The sequence below is a fragment of the Microbacterium paraoxydans genome (assembly GCF_019056515.1).
In the GTDB taxonomy this organism is placed as follows: Bacteria; Actinomycetota; Actinomycetes; order Actinomycetales; family Microbacteriaceae; genus Microbacterium.
In genome coordinates this window covers 1,936,156-1,962,992 of the sequence record NZ_CP064873.1, presented here as the reverse complement: position 1 = coordinate 1,962,992, position 26,837 = coordinate 1,936,156, and the positions used below count along the sequence as shown (strand labels likewise).

25 protein-coding genes and 1 tRNA gene are annotated in these 26,837 nt (G+C 70.6%); 11 read left to right on the top strand and 15 right to left on the bottom strand.

Going from position 1 to position 26,837, the window contains the following annotated elements; translation table 11 throughout:
* Positions 1 to 25: 25 nt before the first annotated feature.
* Positions 26 to 406, bottom strand: coding sequence for a VOC family protein (locus IZR02_RS09440; RefSeq protein WP_025103679.1), 381 nt, complete (start codon positions 404 to 406; stop codon positions 26 to 28).
* A gap of 66 nt (positions 407 to 472) precedes the next feature.
* Between IZR02_RS09440 and IZR02_RS09435 the strand changes: the two genes are divergently transcribed.
* Entirely contained in the window at positions 473 to 1,186 is a 714-nt protein-coding gene (locus IZR02_RS09435; RefSeq protein WP_025103678.1) for a TetR/AcrR family transcriptional regulator C-terminal domain-containing protein, read from the top strand.
* A 66-nt stretch (positions 1,187 to 1,252) separates the two neighbouring features.
* On the opposite strand, the gene IZR02_RS09430 is transcribed toward IZR02_RS09435, so the two are convergent.
* Complete coding sequence (locus IZR02_RS09430) at positions 1,253 to 1,945, bottom strand: trimeric intracellular cation channel family protein (protein WP_025103677.1); 693 nt, start codon at positions 1,943 to 1,945, stop codon at positions 1,253 to 1,255.
* Between the two features lie 34 nt (positions 1,946 to 1,979).
* Here IZR02_RS09430 and recO point away from each other — a divergent pair, with 34 nt between their 5' ends.
* Both recO and IZR02_RS09420 read left to right on the top strand, forming a co-directional pair.
* On the top strand, positions 1,980 to 2,723 hold the full coding sequence (gene recO / locus IZR02_RS09425) for a DNA repair protein RecO (RefSeq protein ID WP_025103676.1): 744 nt from the start codon (positions 1,980 to 1,982) through the stop codon (positions 2,721 to 2,723).
* On the top strand, positions 2,720 to 3,520 hold the full coding sequence (locus tag IZR02_RS09420) for an isoprenyl transferase (RefSeq protein ID WP_025103675.1): 801 nt from the start codon (positions 2,720 to 2,722) through the stop codon (positions 3,518 to 3,520). Before recO ends, IZR02_RS09420 begins: the two co-directional genes overlap by 4 nt.
* Here the strand turns inward: IZR02_RS09420 and IZR02_RS09415 are convergent.
* Complete coding sequence (locus IZR02_RS09415) at positions 3,463 to 4,071, bottom strand: ATPase AAA (protein WP_025103674.1); 609 nt, start codon at positions 4,069 to 4,071, stop codon at positions 3,463 to 3,465. The genes IZR02_RS09420 and IZR02_RS09415 overlap by 58 nt on opposite strands.
* A gap of 52 nt (positions 4,072 to 4,123) precedes the next feature.
* Between IZR02_RS09415 and IZR02_RS09410 the strand changes: the two genes are divergently transcribed.
* Positions 4,124 to 4,798 (top strand): DsbA family oxidoreductase, encoded by a 675-nt coding sequence (locus IZR02_RS09410; RefSeq protein ID WP_025103673.1) that lies wholly within the window; start codon positions 4,124 to 4,126, stop codon positions 4,796 to 4,798.
* Between the two features lie 64 nt (positions 4,799 to 4,862).
* On the opposite strand, the gene IZR02_RS09405 is transcribed toward IZR02_RS09410, so the two are convergent.
* The gene (locus tag IZR02_RS09405; RefSeq protein ID WP_217316404.1) at positions 4,863 to 6,059 is read right to left on the bottom strand and encodes a metallophosphoesterase family protein; all 1,197 of its coding nucleotides are present in this window, start codon (positions 6,057 to 6,059) and stop codon (positions 4,863 to 4,865) included.
* Positions 6,060 to 6,202: 143 nt separating this feature from the next.
* Complete coding sequence (locus tag IZR02_RS09400) at positions 6,203 to 6,697, bottom strand: glutathione peroxidase (RefSeq protein ID WP_025103671.1); 495 nt, start codon at positions 6,695 to 6,697, stop codon at positions 6,203 to 6,205.
* Between the two features lie 40 nt (positions 6,698 to 6,737).
* Here IZR02_RS09400 and dusB point away from each other — a divergent pair, with 40 nt between their 5' ends.
* The 5 genes from dusB (at position 6,738) to IZR02_RS09375 (ending at position 12,136) form a co-directional block, all read left to right on the top strand.
* Positions 6,738 to 7,910: a tRNA dihydrouridine synthase DusB gene (dusB, locus tag IZR02_RS09395; RefSeq protein WP_217316599.1), complete on the top strand. Its 1,173-nt coding sequence runs from the start codon at positions 6,738 to 6,740 to the stop codon at positions 7,908 to 7,910.
* Entirely contained in the window at positions 7,900 to 9,285 is a 1,386-nt protein-coding gene (locus tag IZR02_RS09390) for a deoxyguanosinetriphosphate triphosphohydrolase (protein ID WP_025103669.1), read from the top strand. Before dusB ends, IZR02_RS09390 begins: the two co-directional genes overlap by 11 nt.
* On the top strand, positions 9,285 to 11,153 hold the full coding sequence (gene dnaG, locus IZR02_RS09385) for a DNA primase (protein WP_025103668.1): 1,869 nt from the start codon (positions 9,285 to 9,287) through the stop codon (positions 11,151 to 11,153). Before IZR02_RS09390 ends, dnaG begins: the two co-directional genes overlap by 1 nt.
* A gap of 36 nt (positions 11,154 to 11,189) precedes the next feature.
* Complete coding sequence (locus tag IZR02_RS09380; protein WP_025103667.1) at positions 11,190 to 11,963, top strand: ATP-binding cassette domain-containing protein; 774 nt, start codon at positions 11,190 to 11,192, stop codon at positions 11,961 to 11,963.
* 97 nt (positions 11,964 to 12,060) lie between these two features.
* Positions 12,061 to 12,136 (top strand) — tRNA-Asn (locus IZR02_RS09375).
* A gap of 118 nt (positions 12,137 to 12,254) precedes the next feature.
* Here the strand turns inward: IZR02_RS09375 and IZR02_RS09370 are convergent.
* The gene (locus IZR02_RS09370; protein ID WP_025103666.1) at positions 12,255 to 13,691 is read right to left on the bottom strand and encodes an APC family permease; all 1,437 of its coding nucleotides are present in this window, start codon (positions 13,689 to 13,691) and stop codon (positions 12,255 to 12,257) included.
* Positions 13,692 to 13,737: 46 nt separating this feature from the next.
* Entirely contained in the window at positions 13,738 to 14,835 is a 1,098-nt protein-coding gene (locus IZR02_RS09365) for an alcohol dehydrogenase catalytic domain-containing protein (RefSeq protein WP_025103665.1), read from the bottom strand.
* 114 nt (positions 14,836 to 14,949) lie between these two features.
* Here IZR02_RS09365 and IZR02_RS09360 point away from each other — a divergent pair, with 114 nt between their 5' ends.
* Positions 14,950 to 16,362, top strand: a complete 1,413-nt coding sequence (locus IZR02_RS09360; protein WP_025103664.1) for a PucR family transcriptional regulator — start codon at positions 14,950 to 14,952, stop codon at positions 16,360 to 16,362.
* A gap of 64 nt (positions 16,363 to 16,426) precedes the next feature.
* On the opposite strand, the gene IZR02_RS09355 is transcribed toward IZR02_RS09360, so the two are convergent.
* Positions 16,427 to 16,942: a septum formation family protein gene (locus IZR02_RS09355; protein ID WP_025103663.1), complete on the bottom strand. Its 516-nt coding sequence runs from the start codon at positions 16,940 to 16,942 to the stop codon at positions 16,427 to 16,429.
* A gap of 116 nt (positions 16,943 to 17,058) precedes the next feature.
* Complete coding sequence (gene def, locus IZR02_RS09350) at positions 17,059 to 17,625, bottom strand: peptide deformylase (RefSeq protein WP_025103662.1); 567 nt, start codon at positions 17,623 to 17,625, stop codon at positions 17,059 to 17,061.
* A gap of 61 nt (positions 17,626 to 17,686) precedes the next feature.
* Between def and IZR02_RS09345 the strand changes: the two genes are divergently transcribed.
* Positions 17,687 to 18,727 (top strand): DMT family transporter, encoded by a 1,041-nt coding sequence (locus IZR02_RS09345; RefSeq protein WP_051582195.1) that lies wholly within the window; start codon positions 17,687 to 17,689, stop codon positions 18,725 to 18,727.
* Here the strand turns inward: IZR02_RS09345 and pgl are convergent.
* From pgl to tkt, 6 genes are read right to left on the bottom strand one after another with little or no spacing between them, the layout of a single operon-like run.
* On the bottom strand, positions 18,721 to 19,500 hold the full coding sequence (pgl, locus tag IZR02_RS09340; protein WP_025103660.1) for a 6-phosphogluconolactonase: 780 nt from the start codon (positions 19,498 to 19,500) through the stop codon (positions 18,721 to 18,723). The genes IZR02_RS09345 and pgl overlap by 7 nt on opposite strands.
* A 5-nt stretch (positions 19,501 to 19,505) precedes the next feature.
* Complete coding sequence (locus tag IZR02_RS09335) at positions 19,506 to 20,441, bottom strand: glucose-6-phosphate dehydrogenase assembly protein OpcA (RefSeq protein WP_025103659.1); 936 nt, start codon at positions 20,439 to 20,441, stop codon at positions 19,506 to 19,508.
* Complete coding sequence (gene zwf / locus IZR02_RS09330; protein WP_025103658.1) at positions 20,438 to 21,988, bottom strand: glucose-6-phosphate dehydrogenase; 1,551 nt, start codon at positions 21,986 to 21,988, stop codon at positions 20,438 to 20,440. The genes IZR02_RS09335 and zwf overlap by 4 nt, the downstream gene beginning before the upstream one ends.
* Before the next feature lie 20 nt (positions 21,989 to 22,008).
* Positions 22,009 to 23,616 carry a hypothetical protein gene (locus IZR02_RS09325; RefSeq protein WP_025103657.1) on the bottom strand — a complete coding sequence of 536 codons (1,608 nt, stop codon included), beginning with the start codon at positions 23,614 to 23,616 and terminating at the stop codon, positions 22,009 to 22,011.
* The gene (gene tal / locus IZR02_RS09320) at positions 23,613 to 24,725 is read right to left on the bottom strand and encodes a transaldolase (RefSeq protein WP_025103656.1); all 1,113 of its coding nucleotides are present in this window, start codon (positions 24,723 to 24,725) and stop codon (positions 23,613 to 23,615) included. Before tal ends, IZR02_RS09325 begins: the two co-directional genes overlap by 4 nt.
* Positions 24,722 to 26,818: a transketolase gene (gene tkt, locus IZR02_RS09315; protein ID WP_025103655.1), complete on the bottom strand. Its 2,097-nt coding sequence runs from the start codon at positions 26,816 to 26,818 to the stop codon at positions 24,722 to 24,724. The genes tal and tkt overlap by 4 nt, the downstream gene beginning before the upstream one ends.
* Between the last annotated feature and the right edge of the window lie 19 nt (positions 26,819 to 26,837).

Sequence of the window (26,837 nt, the reverse complement as noted above, 5' to 3'; positions counted from 1 at the left end):
CAATCGCGCGATTCGAAGTGGGGGATCAGGCCACCCACTGCACCAGCTGCCAGATGAGGCCGTTGGGGTCGGCGAACTGGCAGTACCGCTCGCCCCAGGGTTCGGTCTCGGGAGGGGTGACCACGCGAGCGCCCGCGGCGGCGATCCGGGCGAACTCCTGGTCGATCTCGTCGACGACGAAGACGATCAGAGTTCCCTGACCGGCGGATCCGGCGATCTCCTCCGGGCGGAACGTCGACAGCCCCGTCTCGAGGAAGATGACGTTCGGCACCGGCCCCGGGTGCCGCAACGAGACGAAGCCCTCCGCGGACATCGCCTCCTCGAACCCGAAGTGCGTCATGGCGAAGGCGGCGGAGGCGGCGACGTCGGGAACGTTGAGCGAGAGGGCGGTCTGCGTGATGTTCACGGTTCTCCTTATCGAAAGTCTGTACAGTGTACAGTGTTAAGGCGCGAGCGGTCTAGGCTATTCCCGATGACCAAGAACCTCGTCGATCTGCTCTGGCGGCACAGCCCCGTGGCTCCCGCGACCCCACAGCGCGGACCGAAGGCGCGTCATTCGACGGATGACGTGGTCGACCGCGCTGTCGTGTTGGCTGACGCCGACGGGCTCGGCGCGGTGACCATCCGGTCTCTCGCGCAGAGCCTCGACCTGACGCCGATGTCGATCTACACGCACGTCAACAGCCGCGCCGACCTGCTCGTCCTGATGGCGGACGCGATGCACGCCAGGATGCTGGTCGCGCCTGCGCAGGCCTCCGGATGGCGTGCGGCGGTTCGGGCGATCGCCGAGGACAACCTGCGCCTCTTCCGCACCCACCCGTGGCTCATCGATGTCCGGGATCCGCGGGTCGCACTCGGCCCCGGCACCATCGCCAAGTACGACCGGGAGCTCCACGCCTTCGACGGCCTCGGCCTCGGCGCCGTGGAGCGCGACGCGGCGTTGAGCTTCGTGCTGGACTTCACCCTCTCCGCGGCGGCGCGCATGCGCGAGCAGCAGAGTGCGGAGTCGTTCGCCGCCTCGTGGGCGGAAGCGGCACCGCGTCTGGCGGCCTACCTGGGTGACGACCTGCCGCTCGCCCGGTCGGTGGGCCAGGCTGCCGGGGAAGCCCTGGGCGCGCCCTATGACGCTCGAACAGCGTGGGAGTTCGGCCTCGCGCGCGTGATCGACGGGCTCGCCGCCACCTGATCGTCGTTCGAATCGCGCGATCGGTCGTATTCAGCGGCGGGATGGAGCCAATCGGGCGATTCGAAGTCAGTCCTGGGGCTTCACGATCGGGATGGCACCGGTCTCGGCGGCGACCTTGCGGCGGTAGAGACGGCGCTGCTCGGGAAGCGAAACATCGAACGTCACGGCGAGGATCCGGATCACGGCGGTCACGACGATGCCGATGACGGCCGCGAGGGGGATGGGCATCCCGACGGCGTTCGCCACGACGATGAACGTGCATCCGGCGGCCGCGGCCACGGCATACAGCGAGCCGACGTGCATGATCGCCGTCGGCAGGCCCATCAGCATGTCGCGGAGCACACTCCCGCCGACCGCGGCGCAGACCCCGATGAACACCGCGGGCACTTCCGGGATGCCGAAGGCGAGCGCCTTGCTCGTCCCGAAGGCGCCGAACATGCCGATCACGACGGCGTCCAGCACCACGATCGCGGTGTTGAGCCGCGTGAAGAGTCCGGCCAGCAGCATGCCGAGCAGGGCGGCACCCGCGGCCGTGACCAGGTACCACTGGTTCTGCAGGGTGGCGGGCGTCTGTCCGAGCAGGATGTCGCGGATGAGACCGCCGCCCATGCCGATCATGATCCCGATGATCGCGACGCCCAGCCAGTCGAGCCGGCGCTGGCCCTGGAATCCGGCGGCGAACATCGCGCCCTGCACTCCGCCGAGGCCGACGCCGAGGAGGTCCGCCCACAGCGGAATGGTGAAGAGCGGTTCGGTCACGCGTCCATTGTCGCGCACGGAGGATAATCGAAGGGTGCCCACCTACCGAGACGAAGCGGTGATCCTGCGCACCCACAAGCTGGGCGAGGCGGATCGCATCGTCACGATGCTGTCCCGGCGGCACGGCAAGGTGCGCGCGGTGGCCAAGGGCGTGCGGCGCACCTCGTCGAAGTTCGGCTCCCGCCTCGAGCCGTTCATGGTCGCCGACGTGCAGCTCTACGAAGGCCGCTCGCTCGACATCGTGCAGCAGGCCGAGTCGCTCGGAGCCTACGGCACGGACATCGCCGCGCATTACGACCGGTTCACCGCCGCGAACGCCATGGTCGAGACGGCGGATCGGCTCAGCGACGCCGAGGCCACCCCGGAGCAGTACCTCCTGCTTGTCGGCGGGCTGCGGGCGCTGTCCCGCGGCGAGCACGCTCCGCGCAGCATCCTCGATTCGTACCTGCTGCGGGTCATGTCCCTCTCGGGGTGGGCACCGTCCCTCGAGGACTGCGCGCGCTGCGGGGCTCCGGGGCCGCACTCCGTCTTCGTCGCGCAGCTGGGCGGCCTGGTCTGCCACGCCGATGCACCCGCCGGGAGCCCGCGGATCGCCGAGAAGACCCTGACACTGCTGCGCGCGTTGATCCGCGGCGACTGGGACCTCATCGACGCGGCGCCGCACGCTGACACCGCCGCCGCCTCGGGTCTCGTCGCGGCGTACGCCCAGTGGCACCTGGAGCGGGGCATCCGCTCGCTCGCGCACGTGTCGTCCACCCCCGGAGAAGGAGCACGGTGAGCCCGAAGCCCTACACGCACAAGGACGCCGTGCCGTATCGGCCGATCGACTGGACCGGCGTGTACCCGCCCGCGTTCCCGGCCGTCCCGGAGCACGTCGCCATCGTCATGGACGGCAACGGGCGCTGGGCGAACCGCCGGGGCCTCAACCGCATCGAGGGCCACAAGGCCGGGGAGGAGGTGCTGCTCGACGTCGTCGCCGGCGCGATCCAGGCCGGCGTGAAGCACCTCTCCGTCTATGCGTTCTCCACCGAGAACTGGGCCCGTTCCCCCGAGGAGGTCCGCTTCCTCATGGGGTACAACCGCGATGTGCTGCACCGCCGCCGCGATCAGCTCAACGAGTGGGGTGTGCGTGTGCGGTGGGCGGGGCGCAAGCCGCGCCTGTGGGGGAGCGTCATCAAGGAGCTGCAGTACGCCGAGCAGCTGACCCGCGACAACGACGTGCTCACCCTCACCATGTGCGTCAACTACGGCGGTCGGGTCGAACTCGTCGACGCGATGCGGGCCATCGCAGCCGATGTCGCGGCCGGGCGGGTGAAGCCCAACGCGATCAGCGAGAAGATGATCCGTCGTCACCTCTACGTGCCCGACATGCCGGACGTGGACCTGTTCCTGCGCAGCTCGGGGGAGCAGCGCACCTCCAACTTCCTGCTGTGGCAGTCGGCCTACGCCGAGATGGTGTTCCTCGACACCCTGTGGCCGGACTTCTCGCGCGAGGAGCTCTGGCGCGCGATCGGGGTCTACCTCTCCCGCGACCGACGCTTCGGCGGCGCCGTGGACACCCCGACCTCGGCCTGAGCCCGCAGCCAGCGCTCCGTCTCGCGCGGATGCGTGAGTCGTACGATCGTGAGGTGGGGAAAGCGCTCCTGCACCGCGGGAAAGCGCTCGGACCAGGTTCGCAGCGTCTTCGTCTGCCAGGCCAGGATGCTCTCCTCCGGCGGGGCCCCCAGCATCCGCCAGATCGGCTTCTCGACGTTGCCGTTCCACATCCGGGTGCGGAGGATGCTGCGGCTGAGGGTGCGCCGGAGCAGACGCGACCGCACCACGCGGTACGGGTAGTCGAGCCAGAGCGCGAGCTGCGCTCTCGGGGTCAGGATCTCGTCGGTGCCCTTGCTCGTGTACTGCCACTCGGTCACCCAGCGCTCCTCCGCGGCGAAGGCGCGCACGTCGTCGAGGAACTCCGCCCGCGGGGTCCAGTCCGGGCCGTGGAACAGGCCGTCGATCTCCACGTGACGGAGGTCCCAGAGGGCGGCGAGCCGTCGGGACAGAGTCGTCTTCCCCGACCCTGTGACGCCCGCGACGAGCACCCGAGCGGGCCGGAAGGGCAGGGGATCGTCGGCGGAGAGCATCCGAGGATTCTACTGACGGAATACGTCGGACGCCCGAGCGGTTGATCACGGTGTGACTGAACCCATCTCCATCGACATCTGGTCCGACATCGCCTGCCCCTGGTGCTACATCGGCAAGCGCAACCTCGAGAAGGGGCTGGAGGCGGTCTCCGCCGACGAGGACGCTCCGCAGGTCACGGTCACCTTCCACTCGTTCGAGCTCTCCCCGGACACCCCGGTCGACTTCGACGGCGACGAGATCGACTTCCTCTCCGGGCACAAGGGGATGCCGCGCACGCAGGTCGAGCAGATGCTCGCCAACGTCACGAACGTCGCCGCGGACGCGGGCCTGCAGTACCGGTTCGACCTGCTGCAGCACACGAACACCGTGAAGGCGCACGAGCTGCTGCATTTCGCGAAGGCCGAGGGCCGCCAGCACGAGATGGAGGAGCGGCTCATGTCCGCCTACTTCACCGAGGGCAAGCACGTCGGACGCATCGACGATCTCGTCGCCCTCGCCGCCGAGGTGGGCCTCGATGCCGATCGCGCCCGCGCCGCACTCGAGAGCGAGCAGTACCTCGCCGACGTCCGCCAGGACCAGGCGCAGGCTCGCGCCTACGGGATCCAGGGGGTGCCGTTCTTCGTGGTCGACGGTCAGTACGGCATCAGCGGCGCGCAGCCACCGGCGGCGTTCGAGAACGTGATCCGCGATCTCTGGGCGCAGCGCAGCGCGGCCGTCGAGGCCTGACCCGCATCGACAGACGACGGCGGGGACCCCGGGTCGGGGGTCCCCGCCGTTCTGCTGCCCGGGCTCAGAGGCGCTGCTGGCGCGGTCCGAGGGGGAGCGGCTCCATCGGCTGATCGTTCGCCGTCAGGTCGATGCCGACGTCCCGCGCATAGACGACGCGCGTGGCGATCGTGACCTCCTCGCCGGCCTCCGTCAGCTCGAACACCCGGCCGCCCCGGAGGCGATTGCGCTCCGCGCCGGCCAGACCGTAGGCGCCGAAGCCGGTGCCGGGAGCGTATCCGAGCATCACGCCGTAGTAGTCGCCCATGTAGTCGTTGACATGGTCGTGGCCGACGAACACGCCCTTCACGTCGCCGCGCTCGAGGATCGCGTTGAACATCCCCGAGTTGAACGGCCCGGGGCACTCGTCCTCGTTGCGCTCCCCGACGATGCCGTGGCGGGCCCTGCCGCGGGCGGCATCGGCCGCCGTGCGGGTGTCCACACCGCCCCACCACATGAAGCGGTGCTCCCACAGGGCGATGTGGAGGAACATGAGGCCCGGGACCTTGCGCCCTCGGCGCTGCTCCAGCCGCTGCGACTGGTCGCGGTACCAGGCGACCTGGTCCATGCGCAGCCAATCCCATGCCGGGTAGCCGGCGAAGTCCTGGCCGTCGATGGCGTCCGGCGCGTAGCGGCCCGAGTCCATCAGCCAGAGCGCGAACGCCTCCCGGTTCTTCTTCGCGGCGGAGCCGATCGTCACGATCGTATTGCTCGTGCCCGTCACGCCGCGCGTGTTCTCGGCGTTCACGTTGTACTCGTACGACCGGTAGATCTGCAGCATCCCCGCCTCATCGACGCCGGACTGCGGCAGCGAGTCCTCGTCGTGGTTGCCGTAGGTGACCGCCCAGGGGATGCGACGGGACTCCATCGGCATGACCACGTTGTTGATCGCCTGCTTCACCGCCAGCCGCGTCTCGCAGCCGCCCGTGATCACGTCGCCGTTGATGACGACGAAGTCCGGCTTCTCCTGGTCGAGCACCTTCTCCATCAGCTCGACGGTGCGGCGGTCGGTCAGCTCGTCGTCCTGCGTGTCGTTGAACTGCACCACCTTGAAGGTGCCGTCCGCGCGGAAGCGCAGGTTGCGCGCGTGGGCCGCGCCGGGCGATGCCGGGACGGTCACCGCGGCGGCAGGAGCGGCTCCGAGGGGGAGGGCGGTGCCGAGCGCGCCGAGCGCTCCGGCCGTGAGGACAGTTCGCCGGCTGAGGGGCAGTCGGTCGGGCATTCGTGGTCTCCTTCGTCTTCGGCGCGTGTCGCCGCGGTGAGACTAGGGACGCCAGATGTCCGCGGAGAGACCGGACGGTGAACGACGGCGGCCTCGTCGAGCGCCGGGACGCGGTGCGCGCGTGACGCGGAGGTGAACGACGCTCAGCGGGGGAGCGCGGCCTCGATCGCCTGGACGATCTCCGGCGCATCGGGCTTCTGCTTCGGGCGGAAGCGCAGCACATCCCCGTCCGGGAGCACCAGGAACTTCTCGAAGTTCCACTCGACGCGGCCGGCCTTGCCGCCGGCATCCGGCGTCTCCTTGAGAGCCTTGTACAGCTCGGCGGCGTTCTTGCCGTTGACCTTGACCTTGTCGTTCACCGGGAAGGAGACGCCGTACGTCGTGGAGCAGAACTCGAGGATCTCGTCGACCGAACCGGGCTCCTGGCCGAAGAACTGGTTGCAGGGGAAGCCGACAACGGTGAAGCCGCGGTCGCCGAACCGGCGCTGCAGCTCCTCCAGCTGCTCGTACTGCGGGGTGAGCCCGCACTTCGAGGCGACGTTCACCACGAGCACCACGTCGGCGCCGAGATCGTCCAGAGTCTTCTGCTGGCCCTGGGCGTCGGTGAAGGGGATGGAACGGAGGGCGGGATCGGTCATATGCACAGCTTAGGTCGCCGCATCCCCACCGGCTCCGGGTCTGGGAGAATGGACACGCCATGACTCTCGCCACCGCCCCGCCCGCCCCCTCCGCATCGGCCCGATCGACCTCGACGTGCCGGTCGTCCTCGCGCCGATGGCCGGGATCACGAACACGGCCTTCCGACGCCTGTGCCGGGAGTACGGGGCCGGCCTCTACGTGAGCGAGATGATCACCTCGCGCGCGCTGGTCGAACGCAACGAGACCACGATGCGTCTCATCCGGCACCATGAGTCCGAGACGCCACGCTCCATCCAGCTCTACGGCGTCGATCCGAAGACCATCGCCGAGGCCGTCCGCATCATCGTCGCGGAAGACCACGCCGATCACATCGACCTGAACTTCGGCTGCCCGGTCCCCAAGGTCACGCGCAAGGGCGGCGGTGCGGCGCTGCCGTGGAAGTCGAAGCTCTTCGCAGACATCGTTGATCAGGCCGTCAAGGCCGCCGGCGACATCCCGCTCACCGTCAAGATGCGCAAGGGCATCGACCGGGACCACCTCACCTTCCTCGACGCCGGACGTGCCGCGGAGGATGCCGGAGCCGCCGCCGTGGCTCTGCACGCCCGGACCGCGAGCGAGTTCTACTCCGGTCACGCCGACTGGAGTGCGATCGGTGAGCTCAAACAGGCCGTGACCAGCATTCCCGTGCTAGGCAACGGCGACATCTGGTCGGCCGACGACGCCGTGCGCATGATGGCGGAGACCGACTGCGACGGGGTCGTCGTCGGCCGCGGGTGCCTGGGCCGCCCGTGGCTGTTCGGACAGCTGGCTCTCGCCTTCGGGGGCGAGGGCAAGACGGTCGACGCGACCCTCGGTTTCGTCGCCGACGCCTTCCGCCGGCACGCGGAGCTGCTCGTCGAGTTCTTCGAGGACGAGGACCGCGGCTGCCGCGACATCCGCAAGCACGTGTCCTGGTACTTCAAGGGCTACCCGGTGGGCGGCGACATCCGCACGGGCCTCGCCACCGCGTCGAGCCTGCAGGAGATCGACGACCTGCTGGGCCGACTCGACCGTGCGGCTCCGTACCCCGGCGCGGACGCCGAAGGGCAGCGCGGCCGCGCGGGACACCCGAAGAAGACGGCCCTTCCGGAGAAGTGGCTGGAGTCGCGCGAGCTCGCCTCGTCCGCGTCGGAGATGATGCGTGGAGCGGAGATCGAGAACAGTGGCGGATGACCCCCGGGTCGGCGCGCGCGCCGACGGCTATGACCCGCGCGACGCGGAGCGCTTCATCGCGGAGACCCATCGTTCCGAGCGGGACGACTTCGCCCGCGACCGCGCGCGCGTGCTGCACTCGGCGGCTCTGCGGCGGCTCGCCGCGAAGACGCAGGTGCTCAGCCCCGCCAGCACGGCCGACTTCGCCCGCAACCGTCTGACCCACTCGCTCGAGGTCGCGCAGGTCGGCCGGGAGCTCGCCGCGGCGCTCGGGGTCTCCGCGGACGTGGTGGACACCGCGTGTCTGAGCCATGACCTCGGCCACCCGCCGTTCGGTCACAACGGCGAGCGGGCGCTGAACGAGTGGGCGGCGGCCATCGGCGGCTTCGAGGGCAACGCCCAGTCGCTGCGCATCCTCACCCGGCTGGAGGCGAAGGTGCTCGACTCCGACGGCTCCTCCGTCGGCCTGAACCTCACGCGGGCGAGTCTCGACGCGACCTGCAAGTATCCGTGGACCGTCGACAGCCCCGTCCCCGACCCGGGGGGTCGGCTCAAGTTCGGCGTGTACCCGGAGGACGAGGCCGTGTTCCGCTGGATGCGCGACGGAGCACCGGGGCGGCTGCGCTGCATCGAGGCCGAGATCATGGACCTCTCCGACGACATCGCCTACTCGGTGCACGACTTCGAGGACGCGATCGTCAACGGCTACGTCGACGTCGCGCAGCTCGCCGACCCGGCGGCGCACGAGGCCCTGCTCAGCCGGATCCAGCAATGGGTCGGCTACGACTTCACGCGCGACGAACTCGCCGACGCCCTCTACCGGCTCGCCTCGCAGCCGATGTGGCTGGCGTCCTTCGATCGTTCCCGGCAGGATCTCGCCCGGCTCAAGAACCTCACCAGCGACCTCATCGGCCGGTTCGCGCGCGCGGCGGTCTCGGCCACCCGGGAGGCCTTCGGGGGCACGCGCCTGGTCCGCTACAACGCGCACGTGATCGTGCCTCGCGTCGTCGAGGTCGAGATCGCGGTTCTCAAGGGGATCATGGGTCAGGCGATCGTCACGATCGATGCCAGGAAGGGCGTATACAAGGAGCAGCGCCGAGTGCTGAAGCGCTTGGCCGACGCCCTGTGGTCGACCGACACCCTGTGGTCGGCCGGCGCCGACGTGCTGGAGCCCGCGTTCGCCGCCGACTTCGTCGCCGCCGAGAGCGACGCGGAGCGGGCGCGGGTCGTCGTGGATCAGATCGCGAGCCTGACCGATCAGAGTGCGATCGACTGGCACAACCGCCTGGTCGGGGAGATCGACCCGGCGGAGGTCGGCATCTGGACGCCGCGTCATGCGCGCCCCGGCGCGCGCACGCCTGTCGAGAGGCGGCCCGTCGCAGAAGGCGCCCGCTGATGCCCCGCATCCGGCAGGCCGACGTCGACGAGGTCAAGGCCCGCACCAACATCGCGGACATCGTGGGGGAGCGCGTCGCCCTCAAATCGGCGGGGGTCGGGTCCCTCAAGGGACTGTGCCCGTTCCACGACGAGAAGAGCCCCAGCTTCCACGTGCGTCAGCAGGTCGGCTACTACCACTGCTTCGGCTGCGGGGAGTCGGGCGACGTGTACTCCTTCCTCCGCGCGATGGACCACGTGAGCTTCACGGAGGCGGTCGAGCGGCTCGCGGGCCGCATCGGCTACACCCTGCATTACGAGGACGGAGGTGCGGCGCCGGAGACCAGTGGCCGCAGCCGGCTGTACGCGGCGAACACGGCCGCGGCGGAGTTCTTCCGGTCCCAGCTGCTGTCGCCGGATGCGGAGGCGGCCCGCCGGTTCCTCGGGGAGCGCGGCTTCGACGCCGGGGCGGCTGCGCACTTCGGCGTCGGCTTCGCCCCTCGGGGATGGGACGGCATGCTCAAGGCGCTGACCGCCCAGGGCTTCACGCGCGAGGAGCTGAGCACCGCAGGACTCGTCTCCACGGGCCAGCGCGGTGTGTACGACCGGTTCCGCGGCCGCCTCGTCTGGCCGATCCGCGACGTGTCGGGGCAGACCATCGGCTTCGGCGCCCGCAAGCTGTTCGATGACGACCAGGGCCCCAAGTACCTCAACACCCCCGAGACCCCGATCTACAAGAAGGCCCAGGTGCTCTACGGGCTCGACCTCGCCAAGCGCGACATCGCCCGCGGCGACCCGCGCCGGGTCGTGGTCGTCGAGGGCTACACCGATGTGATGGCCTGCCACCTCGCCGGGCTCACGACCGCGGTCGCGACCTGCGGCACCGCGTTCGGCGCCGAGCACATCAAGGTGCTCCGCCGGGTCATGGGCGACGACAACGCGTCCGGTGAGGTGGTGTTCACCTTCGACGGCGACGAGGCGGGACAGAAGGCCGCGCTGCGGGCGTTCACGGAGGACGACCGGTTCAACGCGCAGACGTTCGTCGCGGTCGCCCCGGACGGCCTCGACCCGTGCGACCTCCGGCTGCAGCGCGGGGACGCGGCGGTGCGCGGCCTCATGGACGCGAAGCAGCCGATGTTCGAGTTCGCCATCGACCGCAAGCTCGCGGGTTTCGACCTCTCCACGGTCGAGGGCCGGGTCGGCGCCCTCCGTGCCGCGGCCCCGATCGTGGCGGAGATCCGCGACCGCCTGCTGCGCCCCGGCTACGAGCGGGTACTCGCACGCCGACTCGGCATGGACCCGACCGAGGTGCATGGGGAGGTCGAGCGCGCCGCGCGCGGTGCGCAGGCGGCCGCTCCTCAGGCCCGTCGGGAGGCCGCGCCGCGGGTCGATCCCGCCACGGGCGGGCCGGTCGTCGCGGCCGTGACGCTCGCCAGCCTGCCCCGTTCGCCCGACGTCGCCGTGGAGCGCGATGCGCTCATGGGCGCCCTGCAGTACGGTCACCAGATCGATGCGGCGCTGCTGACGCGAGCGCTCGCGGAGCCGTTCCGCACGCCCGGCCTCGATGCCGTGCGCGAGGCGGTCGCCGCCGCCCCCGATCGCAGCCGTCCCGGCTGGGTGACGGACGCGGTGAACAGCGTGCGCGAGCCGTACCGCTCGCTTGCGGGCGAGCTGCTGATGACGCCGTTCCCGGCGCGGGACGAGGCCGGCGCGGTGGCGTCGGCGACGGATCTCGCCCGACGGCTGGTGGTGCGGCAGCTCGAGCACGAGAAGCAGGAGCTGCTGGGCGCGGTCCAGCGCGTCCCTGCGGACTCCGACGGCGGGCGCGCGCTGCGGGTACGACTGCGGGACATCGACGTGGAGCGGCAGCGGTTCTTCGCCGAGTCGTAACCGGAACGGTCCCGGACGAGACGGCAGGATGGATACATGCCCCGCACGCCCGAATCCTCGAATGCGATCGAGTGCTCCGATCTGGTCATCGACCGGATCGGCCACGGCACGCCCAATCGCGCGGTCGACGGCGTGACGTTCTCGCTCGCCCCCGGCGGGCTCATCTGCGTCGCGGGGCCGACCGGCTCGGGCAAGTCGACCCTCGTCGCCGCGCTCGCGGGTTCCACCGATCCCTCGGTGCGCGTCGTCGGCGGCCGGGCGCAGGTCTGCGGCATCGACATCCGTCGTCCGGGTCGCAAGCACCGCATCCTCACCTACCGCACGGGCTTCGTGCCGCAGGGTGCCGGGGCGGACCTGCCGCCGCAGCTGACGGTCAACGAGGTCATCGCCGAGCCGATCCTCATCCGGGAGAAGCGCGTCAACACCCGGGCGCTCTCCATCCGGGTGGCGACGCTCCTCGACGAGCTCCACCTGCCGCTCGGGACCGCCGCGAAGTTCCCCTACGAGCTCAGCGCCGGCATGCGCCAGCGGGTCGCGATCGCCCGTTCCTTCGTGCTGGAGCCGCGGGTGCTCATCGCCGACGAGATCCTCGCGAACCTCGATCTGGAGGTGCGACCTGTCGTCTTCGACGCCATCACCCGGCGCCGCAAGGAGGAGGGGATGGCGGCTCTCCTCGTCACCAACGACGCGGACTTCATCCGCGAGCTGAACGCGGAGACGCTCATGCTGCGCGGGGGCCACGTCGTCGCGCGGGGCGTCGGCAAGGACCTGCTCTGGGTGCCGAATGCGGAGTCGGATTCCCGCCGCTGAGCGCGACACGCCCGAGGGTCGCGGAAGGCGGCGCGGTGTCACGAACAGCGTCTCGAGTTTGCTAAGCTTGACGAGTTGCCCGCACCGCGGCGCACATTCCTCGGTAGCTCAATTGGCAGAGCAGCCGGCTGTTAACCGGCAGGTTCTTGGTTCGAGTCCAAGCCGGGGAGCCAACGAGAGAAGCCCCCTCCACGGAGGGGGCTTCTCTCGTTCCCGGACCGCTCGTCTGCGCCCCGGGACACAGGAAGAGCCCCTCCTCGCGGAGGGGCTCTTCCTGTCGGGGAGGACGGTTCAGCCGACGCCCTCCATGGCGCTCGTCTCGGTGTTGCCGATCCGGGCGATGACGTCAGGGCGACGACGGGCGAGGTAGGCGTACCGGGTGAGCGCGAGGGCGACGGTCACGAGGAACACGTACGGGATCACGTTGTAGGGGAAGGACGGCACGGGCCACACGTTCGCGAAGAAGACGTACGCCATCGTCACGACCGCGACCGTGGCGCACACCTTCACGAGGCCGTTCCGCATCTTCGCCCGCTGCGTGTAGACCACGCAGGCGATGGCGACGAGGGCGTAGGCGACCATGTAGCCGTAGGTGCCCCAGGTGTTGACCCAGACCAGGATGTCGCCCGTCGCCGCTCCCGCCACCAGCAGCACGATGTCGACGGTGATCGCCGCGGCGCCGGCGAGGATGAGCACGCGGTGTGGCGTGAGGTGCTGCTCGTGCGTGCGGCCGAAGCGCTCCGCGACGACGCCTTCCTTGCCCATCACGTAGACGATGCGGCCGATCACGTTGAGCGGCGCGACGACGACCGCGAAGAACGACGCCGAGACGCCGAACGTGAGCACGGCCGCGAACCAGCCCGGCATGCCGATGAGGGCGGACATGCTCTCCAGCGGGCTCGCGGCGGTGGCGAGGTCGTCGCCGAGGACCGCGATCTGCGTGTAGGCGGCGAAGACGTAGAGCACGCCGACGCCGAGGGCGCTCCACATGATGGCGCGGGGGATCGCCTTGTACGGCTCCTTGGCCTCGCGTCCGAGGGCGTCCGCAGAGGAGAAGCCGACGAAGCCCAGGATGCCCAGCACCATGCCGGACGCGATGCCCTGGAACGACGAGCCGGTCGCGAGCACCTGCGCGGGGTCCCACGCAGAGGGGCCCGCCCACGCGAGCGCCGCGATGAGGAGCACGAGGATGATGCCGACGGAGAGCAGCTCGAGGACGAGCGAGACCCGGGCGGAGAGCCGGATGCCGCGGATGGTGAACAGCGTCGCCAGCCCGCCGAGCACGATCGCCAGGCCGATGTCCCAGCCGAGCCCCTGGGCGGGGAGGCCCAGCATGCTCAGGAACTGCCCCATGTAGCTGACCGAGCCGCTGAGGGAGGCCGCTGCGATGCCGAAGCAGCCGATCAGCAGGGTGACCCCGGCGAGGAAGGCGCCGAACGGGCCGAGGCCCTTCGACACGTAGGTGTACAGCGAGCCTGCGGAGGCGTGCTTGCGGGCGAACACCACCACGCAGTAGCCGACGCACAGGATCACGATGGTGGCCAGTGCGAAGGCGTAGATGGTGCCGTTCCCGGCGCCGAGGAAGATGGCGGCGGCCGTGAAGGCGATGACGGCGCTGGGGGCGATGTTGGCGATGGCCTGGGCGGCGAGCTCGGGTCCGCTCATGACGCCGGTGCGGAGCCCGGCATCCTGCGGGGCGCCGGGCGGGGCGACGACGGTGTCTGACATGGTTCTCCTGGATTCGGGTTTCAGGGATGGGGGCCGCGCGCGGCGGTCAGGGGATGAGGAGGGTGCGCAGTGCCGAGCCGCCGTCGAGGTCGTCCAGGGCGGCGGCGGCCTCGGAGAGCGGACGGCGACCGGAGATCAGCGGATCGATCTTCAGCTGCCCGTCCATGTAGCGGTCCACGAGCGCGGGGACGTCGATCGACGGCCGCACCGAGCCGTAGTTCGAGCCGAGGATGCGCTGGTCGGCCTCGGCGAGGACGAGCGGCTCGAACGAGGCGCGTGCTCCCGTGGGCGGCAGCCCGACGATGACGGCGGCGCCGCCGAGTCCGAGCATCTGGATGGACTGCTCGGTCGTGGAGGTGCGTCCGATCGCGTCGAAGGCGTAGTCGACGCCGTCGGGGATGAGTTCGCGCAGCTGGGCCACGGCATCGCCCTGGGAGGCGTCGATGCGGTCCGTGGCCCCGAACTGCAGGGCCATCTGCGTCTTCTCCGGCCGCACGTCGATCGCGACGATGCGCTCGGCACCGGCGAGCCGTGCGCCCTGGACGACGTTGAGGCCCACGCCACCGCAGCCGATGACGGCGACCGTCGACCCCGGTTCCACGGCGGCGGTGTTCAGGACGGCGCCGACACCGGTCGCGACCGCGCAGCCGACCACGGCGATGACGTCGAGGGGCGCGTCGTCGCGGACCTTCACGGCTCCGGATGCGGGGACGACGACCTCCTCCGCGAAGGACGAGACGCCCAGGTAGTGGTGCAGCTGCTCGCCGTCGCGGCTCAGCCGGGATGTGCCGTCGAAGAGCACGCCGAGGGGAGCGACCACGGTGGCGACCTTCTGACAGCGCGCCTCGTGACCTGCGCGACAGTAGCGGCACTCGCCGCACGGCGGCACCCAGCTCAGCACGACGTGGTCGCCGACAGCAAGCGTGGTGACGCCCTCGCCCAGCTCGGTGACGACGCCGGAGCCCTCGTGGCCCATGACCAGGGGAGCGGCGGCATCCCACTCGCCGCGCTTGACGTGCAGGTCGGAGTGGCAGACACCGGCGGCGGCGATGCGCACGCGCACCTCACCGGCGCGGGGCGGAGCGAGGTCGACGTCGACGAACTCGATGGGCGACTGGGGGTCGCGGAAGACAACAGCTTTCATGACATCCTTCGGGAAGTGGGGATGCGCACGATGCTAGGAGAGAGCGGAAGCCCTCGGCATCCGACAGAAGGGTGAACAGAGTGAGCGCTCTTCGACAATCTGTATGATCGGAAGGTGGCTCGTGACGTCGCCTCCGTGGCCAGGTATCTCCGTGCGGAACTGCTGCCGGGCGCTGTCCCCGGAGCGCGGCCGGTCAACGCGGTCCTTCCCCTCGACGACTTCGGTCCGCCGGTGGATCCGCTCCATGCGACGCTCGTCGTGGCCGAAGAGGCCGCGCTCCTCGGTGTCGACGGCGACCGCGGTGCCGCGCTGGGGGAGACCGTGGTGGTCACCAGCGACGACGGCCCCCGTCTTCGCGAAGCCGTGCGGGACGCGGGGATCACGGCGATCGTCGGGGCGCCGATGCCGCCGTCGCTGCTCGTCCCGACGCTGACCTCGCTCCTCGCGGTCGATCAGGCGGCGGAGGCCCGCGCGATCACCTCGGCGATGCGGGTGCTCACCCTGGCGGCGCGGCGCAGCGGCATCACCGGCGTCATCGCGGAGCTGGCGCACCGCATCGACGGGTGGGCGGTGCTCCTGGATCGGCACGGCGAGGTCATCACCACGGCCGGTGCCGGAAGCCTGCACATCGACGACGCGATCGCCGTCGCCGTCGGCCGCCCGGTGCGCGTGCGGCATCGCGCTCTGCAGGTGCACCCGGTCGGTCCGGGCCAGGACATCACCGCGCAGCTCGTGACCGCTCCGCGCAACGACAGCTCCGGCCGTGGTCGGGAACTGAGCTCGCAGGCCGCGGCGCTGCTCGATCTCCTGATGCGCACCCGGGACAGCAGTCAGCTGGAGCGCCTCGGCCGCTCCATGATGTTCGAGACCGTGCGCGAGGGAGGGGAGGAGGCCGCTCGTCTGCTCCGCCGCTGGGGCGTGCACGAGCGCGTGCTGGTGGGCTTCGCCCTCGCCTCCCGCACCAGCGGTGTCGACGTCGAGCATCTGCTCGGCCTCTGGCTCGACGAGCTCGGTGCGGAGCACGTCTTCACGTCACAACGGGGAATCGTCCAGGGTGTCGTTCGCGAAGACCACGCCGAGCAGATCGCGCATCGCGCCCGGGCGTTCGCATCGACGCTCTATCTCGGTCTCGGCCGACCGGCGGGCACGGATGCCCTCGCCCGCAGCATCGACGAGGCGCGGCACGCCTGCGAGGCCGCGCGCACCGGCGGCGAACGCGTGGTCCGCTACGAGGCCATTCCGACGGTGTCGTTCGTGCTCGGGGCGCTGGACCCGGATCAGACCACTCGCCTCGCGCGTCTGCTCGACCCCCTGCGCGCGGCCGAGCGGCCCGCCGAGCTCCTCGACACCCTCCGGGTGTTCCTCGCGTGCAATGGGGCGTGGAGCGAGAGCGCGGCGCGGCTGCGCATCCACCGACAGACGCTGACGACCCGCGTCCGACGGATCGAGGATCTCACCGGGCTCTCCCTCTCCGATCCGGACGACCGCGTCGCCGCGTGGCTCGCCCTCCGCGCCTCCGACGGCTGACGAGCCACCGGGACGACGAAGGGCCCCGCCTTGCGGCGGAGCCCTTCGTGGAGACGCGGTCGGATCAGCGCGCGGCGCCCTTGAGCGATCCCTCGACCTGGCCGGCCGGGTCGACGATGATGCACTGGATCACGCGGTCGTTGGCCTGCTCCCACGAGTCCTGGCTGGGGGTGAGCGTGGTCACGTCCAGAGCGGAGTCCTGGTACGAGACGCCGACGAAGGACGTGTACGCGTCGCCGATGCACTCCTCGGACGCGGCGCTGATGGCGTCCTCCGAGTACTCGCCGTCGTCCATCTTGATCTCGTAGAAGACCTCTTCGTCGTGCGGCTCGGAGCACGGCACGACGTTCGCGTCGGTGAGCATCCCGGAGCCGGTCTCGAGCATGCAGTCGCCGAGCTTCACGGAGAAGACGTCGATGTTCGCGCTCTCGGTGACCTGGCCGGTCTCCTCGTCGCGGTCGGCGTCGGCGCGACCGCCGCCGAGAATGCTGTTGATCGCGCTGCAACCGGTGAGAGCGAGCGAGACGGCGACGGCCGAACCGGTGAGCACGAGTGCGCGACGGGTGCGCGACTTCATCATGGATTTCCCCTTCAGAGCGTGACGCGGGGCATGCTGAATATCCCCGCCGCGAACACGCTATAGTGCCCGGAGTCTATGATGCAACTTGAAGAATGCTGTGCGCCGGCTGAACGCGATCAGCCTTCGAGGTCGTCGACGCCGGGCAGCCAGCTGGCCCCCGGGCGCCCCCAGCCCCGCTTGCGGGCGATCTTCTGCGTGGTCTTCCAGTCGGAGTCCGAGAGGCGATCGATGTAGAGCACGCCGTCGAGGTGGTCGAACTCGTGCTGCATGATGCGAGCGCGCCAGCCGTCCACCTCCAGCGTGACCGGGCCGCCGTCCAGATCGGTCGCCGTCACGCGGACGCGATCGGAGCGACGCAACGGGAACCGTTCGCCCGGGAAGGACAGGCAGCCCTCCGACTCCAGCTCGGGGTCGGGCGCGCCCGGCTCCGGGGGCGTCATCCACAGCTCCGGATTGATGAGCACACCGCGCCAGGGCTGGTCGTCGTCGTCGACGTAGGAGTACGTGTAGATCCGCAGCGGCACGCCGACCTGAGGGGCGGCGAGGCCGACGCCGGGCGCGGCATCCATGGTCTCGAACATGTCGGCGACGAGGGTGCGGATCTCGTCGGTGATCGCCTCGACGGGGGAGGCGGGGGAGTGCAGGACGGGATCGCCCATGATGCGAATCGGAAGGACAGCCACGTCACAACCCTAGTCGGCGGCACTCTCCGGGTAGGGTCGTACTGTGAGCGCAGGGGTGTGGATGGGGACGGTCGAGGACGTCGGCGACCAGCTGGTCGGAGCGTTCCAGAACCCCGGCCTCCTCCTGGGGATCCCGCTGGCCCTCGCCGGTGCGGTGTTCATGTCGCTCGGCGCGCAGTACCAGCACCGGGGCGTGGAGAAGGTCGAGCGGCTCAGCGGCTCCGACGGCGCGGCCGGTCTCAGCCTCGATCAGCTCAAGCGCCTGTTCACGCGACCGTCCTGGGTGATCGGGACGCTCATGCTGGGCCTCGCGATCGTCTGCCAGCTCGCAGCGCTCGTCAAGGCGCCGCTGATCGTGGTGCAGCCGCTCGGCGCCATCGCCCTGGTCATCACGACGCTCCTCAACGCCCGCATCTCCGGTCACGCCCCCACGAGGCAGTCCCTCACCGCGATCATCGCCTGCGTCGGCGGCATCTTCCTCTTCGTGTTCTTCGCTGCGATCTACGCCACGGAGAAGGAGGTCACGGACCGCGAGCTGTTCGTCATCCTCGCGATCCTGCTCGTCGTGATCATCGTGCTCGGGGCGTGCTGGCTCATCCTCCGGCATCGGATGCGCGCGCTGTTCTACATCATCGGCGCCGGCATCCTCTACGGCTTCGTCGCCACCCTCGCGAAGGTCATCATCAAGCGCATCGAGGCGGGCCAGTTCGAGTGGATCACCGCGGTCTGCCTGCTCGCGCTGCTCTCGGCGGGTGCCGTCGGCGCGTACTTCGTGCAGACCGCATACAGCTCCGGTCCGCCCGACCTCGTCATCGCGGGCCTGACGGTGGTCGACCCCATGGTGGCCGTTCTCATCGGCATGCTCGTGCTCGGTGAGGCCGCCGCGGCGCCCTGGTGGGTCTTCATCATCTTCGGCGTCGCCGGCGGCATCGCGGTCTGGGGTGTGGTCGGACTCGCCCGCTTCCATCCGCAGGTCCTCAGCGAGAGCCAGGACCTCGGGATCACCCGGGGCAGCGACCCGGTGGCCCCTCCGACCTCGCCGGCGCCGAGCGCGCCGGAGCACCCGGACACGCCCGAGAGGCGCGACCCCGACGCTCAGTAGGCCTGGTCGATGAGGTCGGGGGAGACCTCGGATGCCGCGGCCTCGTCGACGAAGAAGACCGTCCGCTTGCGCCCCTTGGCGCCGGCCGCGGGAACGCTCGTGTAACTGGCACCGGCGAGGGCGAGGCCCAGCGCCGACGCCTTGTCGGCGCCCGTGAGCACGAGCCAGACCCGCTTGGAGGCGTTCAGCACCGGGCGGGTGAGGGTCACCCGCTCGGGCGGGGGCTTGGGGGAGTCCCGCACCGGGAGCGCCGCGGCATCGGTCACGGTGACCTCTTCGCGGTCCGGGAACAGCGAGGCGATGTGGCCGTCCGGTCCGACGCCGAGGAAGCACACGGCGAAGGACGGCCAGGGGTGGTCGTCGGTGCCGAAACGGGCGAGCTCGGCGGCGTACGCCGCGGCGGCCTCATCGAGCTCGAGACCGCTGTCGGAGCCGGCGACCTCGTGCACGTTCTCCGCGGGGACGTCGATGTGGTCGAGCAGTGCCTCCCGGGACTGGAGGGCGTTGCGGTCCGCGTCGTTCCGCGGCACGTACCGCTCGTCCCCCCACCAGAAGTGCACGAGGGACCAGTCGATCTCGGCGGACCGCGGGTTGTCCCGGACGGCGCGCAGGACGGCACCGCCCATCGACCCGCCCGTCAGCGCGATGTGGGCCAACCGCCCGTTGCGCGTGCGCGCGCGGACGCGGGTGAGGAAGCGATCGGCGACCCGGAGGGCGAGGGCGGTCGGGGTGGCTTCGACCACGACTCGCTTCTCTGCGGACGATCCCGGCATCGAGATCACTCTCCTGTCTCGGGCGGACCGAGCTTCTCCCAGCCCTCCGTGATCACTCGACCGTACAGGACGTCGGGGTCGAGCCGGCGCAGCTCCTCCGCGAGGCACTCGCGCAGCGTCCGCCGCGGCAGGTGCAGGTCATGGTCGGGCTGGTTCGGCTGGGTGAGCACGGCGACGCCGGGCGAGGGGCGCTCGAGGAGGATGTCGCCGGACTCCCGGGTGAGGCGCACCGACTTGATGCCCTCCTGCCAGTGCTCCGGGTCCTCGTACGACCACCGCACCGGGACGTCCAGTGCCATCTGCAGCCACGCGGCGAGCAGCGCGGTGGAGGGCGAGGCGCTCCCGCCCCGGACCTCGACGGCGGTGATGGTCTCGTACGGCGGCTGGTCCAGCACCGCGGCGAGCTGCTCGCGCCAGTGCGTCAGGCGCGTCCAGGCGAGATCGGTGTCACCAGGGGCGTGCGTGCGTCCGAGGAGGGCGAGCCGGTCGCGGACGTCGGGCGAGGTGGCGGCATCGGTGATCCGGCGCTGGGCGATGCGGCCGAGCGGGGAGGTCGCGGGAGAGGTGGGGGCCTCGTCCGGCCACCAGGCCACGACCGGGGCGTCGGGGAGGAGCAGGCCGGTCAGCAGGCTCTCCTCGTTGCTCGCGGCGTCGCCGTGCGCGTGCAGCACGACGACCTCGCTGGCTCCGGCGTCTCCGCCCACGCGGATCTGCGCGTCGAGACGGGACTCGCCGTCGCCGGTGGTCAGCACGATCACGCGCATCGGGTGCTCGCGCGACGCATCGTTCGCGGCGTCGATCGCGGCCTCCGCGACGCCCTTGCGCGCGGCGATGACCAGGGTGAGGACGCGGCCGAGGGCGACGGCGCCGCCCTCCTCGCGCACCTTGACGAGCTGCTTGGCGACCTGGCTGACGGTCGTGTCGGGAAGGTCGATGATCACGGGCGTCTCCAGACTCGTCCGTCGCGGGCCAGCAGGTCGTCGGCCGAGGCCGGTCCCCACGAGCCGGGCGCGTACTGCTCCACCGGACCGCCCTGGGCGGCCCAGTACTTCTCCACCGGGTCGAGGATCTTCCAGGAGAGCTCGACCTCCTCATGCCGCGGGAACAGCGGCGGGTCGCCCAGGAGGACGTCGAGGATCAGACGCTCGTACGCCTCCGGGCTCGCCTCCGTGAACGCGTGGCCGTAGCCGAAGTCCATCGTCACGTCGCGGACGTTCGTGCCGTTGCCCGGCACCTTCGAACCGAAGCGGATCGTGACGCCCTCGTCGGGCTGGACGCGGATCACGAGGGCGTTCTGCCCCAGCTCCGAGGCGTTGCCGCGGCCGAACAGGTGCTGCGGCGCACGGTTGAACACCACCGCGATCTCCGTCACGCGACGGCCGAGGCGCTTGCCCGTCCGCAGGTAGAACGGCACGCCCGCCCAGCGACGGGTGTCGATCTCCAGCTTGATGGCCGCGTAGGTCTCCGTCGTCGACTCGGGGTTCATCCCCTCCTCGTCGAGGAAGCCGGTGACCTTCTCGCCGCCCTGCCAGCCCCCGGCGTACTGTCCGCGCGCCGTGGCGAGGGAGAGATCCTCCGGCACGTGCACCGCCGCGAGGACCTTCTCCTTCTCGGCCCGCAGATGCTCGGCGGAGAGGCTGATGGGCTCCTCCATCGCCGTGAGCGCGAGGAGCTGGAGCAGGTGGTTCTGGATGACGTCGCGTGCGGCGCCGATCCCGTCGTAGTATCCGGCACGACCGCCGACGCCGATGTCCTCGGCCATCGTGATCTGCACGTGGTCGACGTAGTTGCGATTCCAGATCGGCTCGTACAGCTCGTTCGCGAAGCGCAGCGCGAGGATGTTCTGCACCGTCTCCTTGCCGAGGTAGTGGTCGATGCGGAAGATCGAGTCGGCGGGGAACGCCACTTCGAGGGCCGCGTTGAGAGCGCGCGCCGACTCGAGGTCGTGCCCGAACGGCTTCTCGATCACGACGCGCCGCCAGCGCTCGTCGTCGTCCGCGTCCTCGCCCACGAGCCCCGAGTCCTTGAGCTGCTTCGCGACGAGCGGGAAGTCCTTCGGCGGGATCGAGAGGTAGTAGGCGTGGTTGCCCATGGTCCCGCGTTCCACGTCGAGCTTCTCGACGGTCTCCCGCAGCTTGCGGAAGGAGTCGGGGTTGTCGAACTCGCCGGAGACGAACCGGATGCCCTGGAGCAGCTGTGTCCAGGTCTCCTCGCGGAACGGCGTGCGGGCATGCTGCTTCACCGCGTCGTAGACGACCTGGGCGAAGTCCTGGTCCTCCCAGTCGCGGCGGGCGAAGCCCACGAGCGCGAACCCCGGAGGCAGGAGCCCCCGGTTCGCGAGGTCGTAGACCGCCGGCATGAGCTTCTTGCGGGACAGATCACCCGTCACGCCGAAGATCACGAGGGCGCTGGGCCCCGCGATCCTGTTGAGACGACGATCGTCGGGGTCGCGCAGCGGGTTGTGCCCGCGCGAGATGGGTACAGACATCGGTGGGGGCTCTCCTGCGGTTACTTCTGTGCGGCTTCGAAGAGGGCGAGCACGTCATCCGAGGACTCGGTGATCGTCAGCGAGACGACGGGCCGTCCGTGCTCCGCGAGCACACCCGCGTCACCGGCCGCCTGCGCCTGGATGAGCTGCCCGAACGTGAACGGGCGGTCGGGGATCTCGAGATCCACGTCCGTGCGCTCCAGGATCTGCAGGAACACGCCCTGCGCGGGCCCGCCCTTGTGGTACTGGCCCGTGGAGTGCAGGAAGCGCGGTCCCCATCCGAACGTGGTCGGACGCCCCGAGTCGGCGGCGACCAGCTCGCGCAGGCCCTGGAGCTGCGGCACCTCGAGGCGGTTGACGTAGGCCTGGATGGACACGTAGCCGTCGGCGGGGAGCTGGGCCCAGAGGGCGTCCAGCACGCCTTCGACCGTGCCCGAGACGGCGAGGGCGGGATCGGAGACCCGCACCTCGACGCCGTTCTCGACGAACGCGGGCGCCGTCGGCTCCGGGCGGGCGTCGAGCAGGCCCCGGGCGGCGACCTTGGCCGACTCGACGTCGGGCTGGTCGAACGGGTTGATGCCGAGGAGGTGCCCGGCGATGGCCGTCGCGTACTCCCAGACGATGAACTGCGCGCCGAGCGTGCCGCTGACGAGGATCTCGCCCTCGTGCCGCTCGTGCAGGTGGAACTCGTTGGCGTCGTCGACGAGGCGCACGATCTGGAGGTCGGCGGGGACCGGGTCGAGCTCCGGCGAGACCGGGAGCAGGACGACCGGGAGGATGCCGGTGCCCTCCTTGCCCGTGGACTCGGCGATCAGCTGCTCGATCCAGTCCGGCAGCCCCTTGATGTGCGTGCCGTCGGTGATCAGGCCCAGCTTGTCGCGGCGGGGGCTCGTGGCGGCGATCGCGGCCCCGAGACGGAGCGCGGGGTTGTCGGCGGAGTCCACGGCCACCTCGAGCAGGGAGGCCTCGGCCTCGTCCAGGAGCTCGTCGATGTCGACGCCGGCGAGTCCTGACGGCACGAGGCCGAAGGCGGTCAGCGCCGAGTAGCGGCCGCCCACGTTCGGGTCGGCGTTGAAGACCCGGTAGCCGGCCTCGCGCGCGGAGGCGTCGAGCGGCGAACCGGGATCGGTGACCACGACGATCCGCTCGGTGGGGTCGATGCCGAGGTCGCGGAAGGCGGCCTCGAAGGTGCGGCGCTGCGAGTCGGTCTCGACCGTGGAGCCCGACTTCGAGGACACGACGAGGACCGTCTCGGCGAGACCCTCGTCGAGCGCCGCGAGGACCTGTCCCGGGGCGGTGGAGTCGAGGATCGTGAGCGGGACGCCGGACGTCTGCGCGATCACCTCGGGAGCGAGCGAGGAGCCGCCCATCCCCGCGAGGACCACGCGCGTGACGCCCTTCGCCGCGAGCTCCTCGCGCAGTGCGACGATCTCCGCGACCAGCGGGCGGGAGACCGAGACAGCCTGGACCCAGCCGAGCCGGACCGACGCCTCGGCCTCGGCGGCCGGACCCCAGAGCGTGGCGTCGCCACCGGTGATGCGGGAGGCGACGAGGTCGTGGACCAGGGCCGGCACGGTCTCCTCGATGGCGACGCGCGCCGCGCCCGATGCGTGGATGGCGAAGGTCATCGCTGTGCCTCCAGAGCCTCGGTGACCTGCGCCAGCAGGTCGTGCCAGGAGTCGATGAACTTCGCGACCCCCTCCTTCTCGAGCACCTCGGTGACGGCGTCGAAGTCGACGCCCACCTCGGCGAGCCCGGCGAAGACCTCGCGGGCCTCCTCGTAGCCGCCGGTGATGGTGTCTCCGGTGACGACGGCGTGGTCGAACGTCGCCTCGAGGGTCTTCTCCGGCATCGTGTTCACGACGCCGTCCGCGACCAGTTCGGTCACGTACAGCGTGTCGGGGAGGTTCGGGTCCTTGACGCCGGTGGACGCCCACAGCGGGCGCTGGACGTTGGCGCCGGCGGCGAGGAGATCCTGCGCGCGCTTCTCGGCGAACGTCTTCTCGAAGAGCTCGTAGGCGAGTCGGGCGTTCGCGAGGCCCGCCTTGCTCTTCAGCGCGGCGGCCGCGTCCGTTCCGATCGCGCTCAGGCGCTTGTCCGTCTCCGTGTCGACCCGGGAGACGAAGAACGAGGCCACGGAGTGGATGGTGGACAGATCGATGCCCGCCTCCTTGGCGCGCTCGAGTCCCGTGAGGTACGCCTCGATGACCTCGGCGTAGCGCTCCAGGCTGAAGATGAGGGTCACGTTGACGCTGATGCCGTTCGCGATCGCCTCGGTGATGGCCGGGAGGCCGGCCTTGGTCGCCGGGATCTTCACGAGGAGGTTGGGGCGGTCGATCCGGTCCCAGAGCTCCTTGGCCTGCGCAACGGTGCCGTCGGTGTCGTGGGCGAGGTCGGGGGAGACCTCGATCGACACGCGTCCGTCGACGTGGCCGGACTCCTCCCACACCGGGCGGAAGACGTCGAGCGCGGCACGGACGTCCTGGGTCGTCGCGGCGAACACCGCGTCCTCGGCCGAGGCTCCGGACGCGGCGAGCTCGGTGACCTGCGCGTCGTAGGACGTGTCGTTCTTGTCCGTGATCGCGTTCGCGAAGATGGTCGGGTTCGTGGTGACGCCCACGACGTTGCGCGACGCGATCAGCTCGGCGAGGTTGCCGGAGGAGATCCGGGTGCGCGAGAGGTCGTCGAGCCAGATGCTGACGCCGGCGGCGGCGAGCTGGGCGGTGGGGGTGCTCATGCGTTCTCCTTGATGGTCTCGCGGGCGGCCGCGACGACGGCCTCGGTGGTGATGCCGAACTTCTCGAAGAGGGTCTTGTAGTCGGCGGAGGCGCCGAAGTGGTCGATGCCGACCGACCGGCCGCGGTCGCCGACGATGCCGCGCCACGTGAGCACGGAACCGGCCTCGACCGAGACGCGGGCGGTGACGGACGACGGCAGCACGCTCTCGCGGTAGGCCTCGTCCTGCTCCGCGAACCACTCCAGCGAGGGGGCGGAGACCACGCGGACGTTCACGCCCTCGCCGGCGAGCACCTCGCGGGCGTTCACCGCGAGCTGCACCTCGGAGCCGGTGGCCACGATGATGACGTCCGGAGTGCCGTTCGGCGCCTCGGCCAGGACGTAGGCGCCCTTGGCGGCCTGGGCGGCGGAGGCGAAGGTGTCGCCCGAGGCCTCGCCCTCGCCGCGCGGGAACACCGGGATGTTCTGGCGGGTCAGCGCGATGCCGGCCGGGCCCTCGTGGCGCCGGAGGATCTCGAGCCACACGGCGGCGGTCTCGTTGGCGTCCGCCGGGCGGACGACGGCCAGGTTCGGGATCGCGCGCAGCGTCGCGAGCTGCTCGATCGGCTGGTGCGTCGGGCCGTCCTCGCCGAGGGCGACGGAGTCGTGCGTCCAGACGAAGACGCTCGGCACGTTCATCAGCGCGGCCAGGCGCACGGCCGGACGCATGTAGTCGCTGAAGATGAGGAACGTGCCCCCGAAGGCGCGCGTGGGCCCGTGCAGCACGATGCCGTTGACGATCGCGCCCATGGCGTGCTCACGGATGCCGAAGTGCAGCACCCGGCCGTACGGGGTGCCCGACCACTCGTGGGTCGACCACTCGGCGGGGATGAACGACGGCGCGTCCTTGATCGTCGTGAGGTTCGACTCGGCGAGGTCGGCGGAGCCGCCCCAGAGCTCGGGGAGCTGCGCGGCCAGCGCGTTGATGACCTGGCCGGACGCGGCGCGGGTCGAGACGTCCTTGCCGGCCTCGAAGACGGGGAGCGCGTCGGCGATGTCGGCGGGGAGCTCGTGGGCCTCGACACGGTCGAGCAGGGCCTTGCGCTCGGGGTTGGCGGCCGCCCAGGCATCGAACGACTCCTGCCAGGCGGCGCGGGCCTCGGCGGCGCGCTCCGCGAGGCCGCGCGTGCGCTCCAGCACCTCGTCGGCGACGACGAAGGTCTGCTCCGGGTCGAACCCGAGGACCTTCTTGGTGGCGGCGAGCTCGTCGGCTCCGAGCGCCGATCCGTGGATCTTCCCGGTGTTCTGCTTGCCGGGAGCCGGCCAGCCGATGATGGTCTTGAGGATGATGAGCGACGGCTTGTCGGTCTCGCCCTTGGCCGCCTCGATCGCGGCGTGGAGCTCGGCGACGTCCTCCACGTACTCGCCGGTCTTCTTCCAGTCCACGGTCTGCACATGCCAGCCGTAGGCCTCGTAGCGAGCGGCGACGTCCTCGGTGAAGGCGACGTTCGTGTCGTCCTCGATGGAGATCTGGTTCGAGTCGTAGATCGCGATGAGGTTGCCGAGCTGCTGGTGGCCGGCGAGCGAGGAGGCCTCGCTGGTGACGCCCTCCTGCAGGTCGCCGTCGCCCGCGATCACGTAGACGAAGTGGTCGAACGGGCTCGTGCCCGCTGCGGCCTCGGGGTCGAAGAGGCCGCGCTCGTACCGGGCGGCGTACGCGAAGCCGACCGCCGAGGCGAGGCCCTGGCCCAGCGGGCCCGTGGTGATCTCGACGCCCTTGGTGTGGCCGTACTCGGGGTGGCCGGGGGTCTTCGAGCCCCAGGTGCGGAGTGCCTTGAGGTCGTCGAGCTCGAGCCCGAAACCGCCCAGGTAGAGCTGCACGTACTGCGTCAGCGACGAGTGGCCGACCGACAGGATGAAGCGGTCGCGGCCGAGCCAGTCGGTGTCGGTCGGGTCATGCCGCAGCACCCGCTGGTAGAGCAGATAGGCGGCGGGAGCCAGACTCATCGCCGTGCCGGGATGACCGTTGCCGACCTTCTCGACCGCATCGGCCGCCAGGATCCGGGCGGTGTCCACCGCGCGTCGATCGATCTCGTCCCACTGCAATTCCGACACGTTCATGCCCTTTCCGACA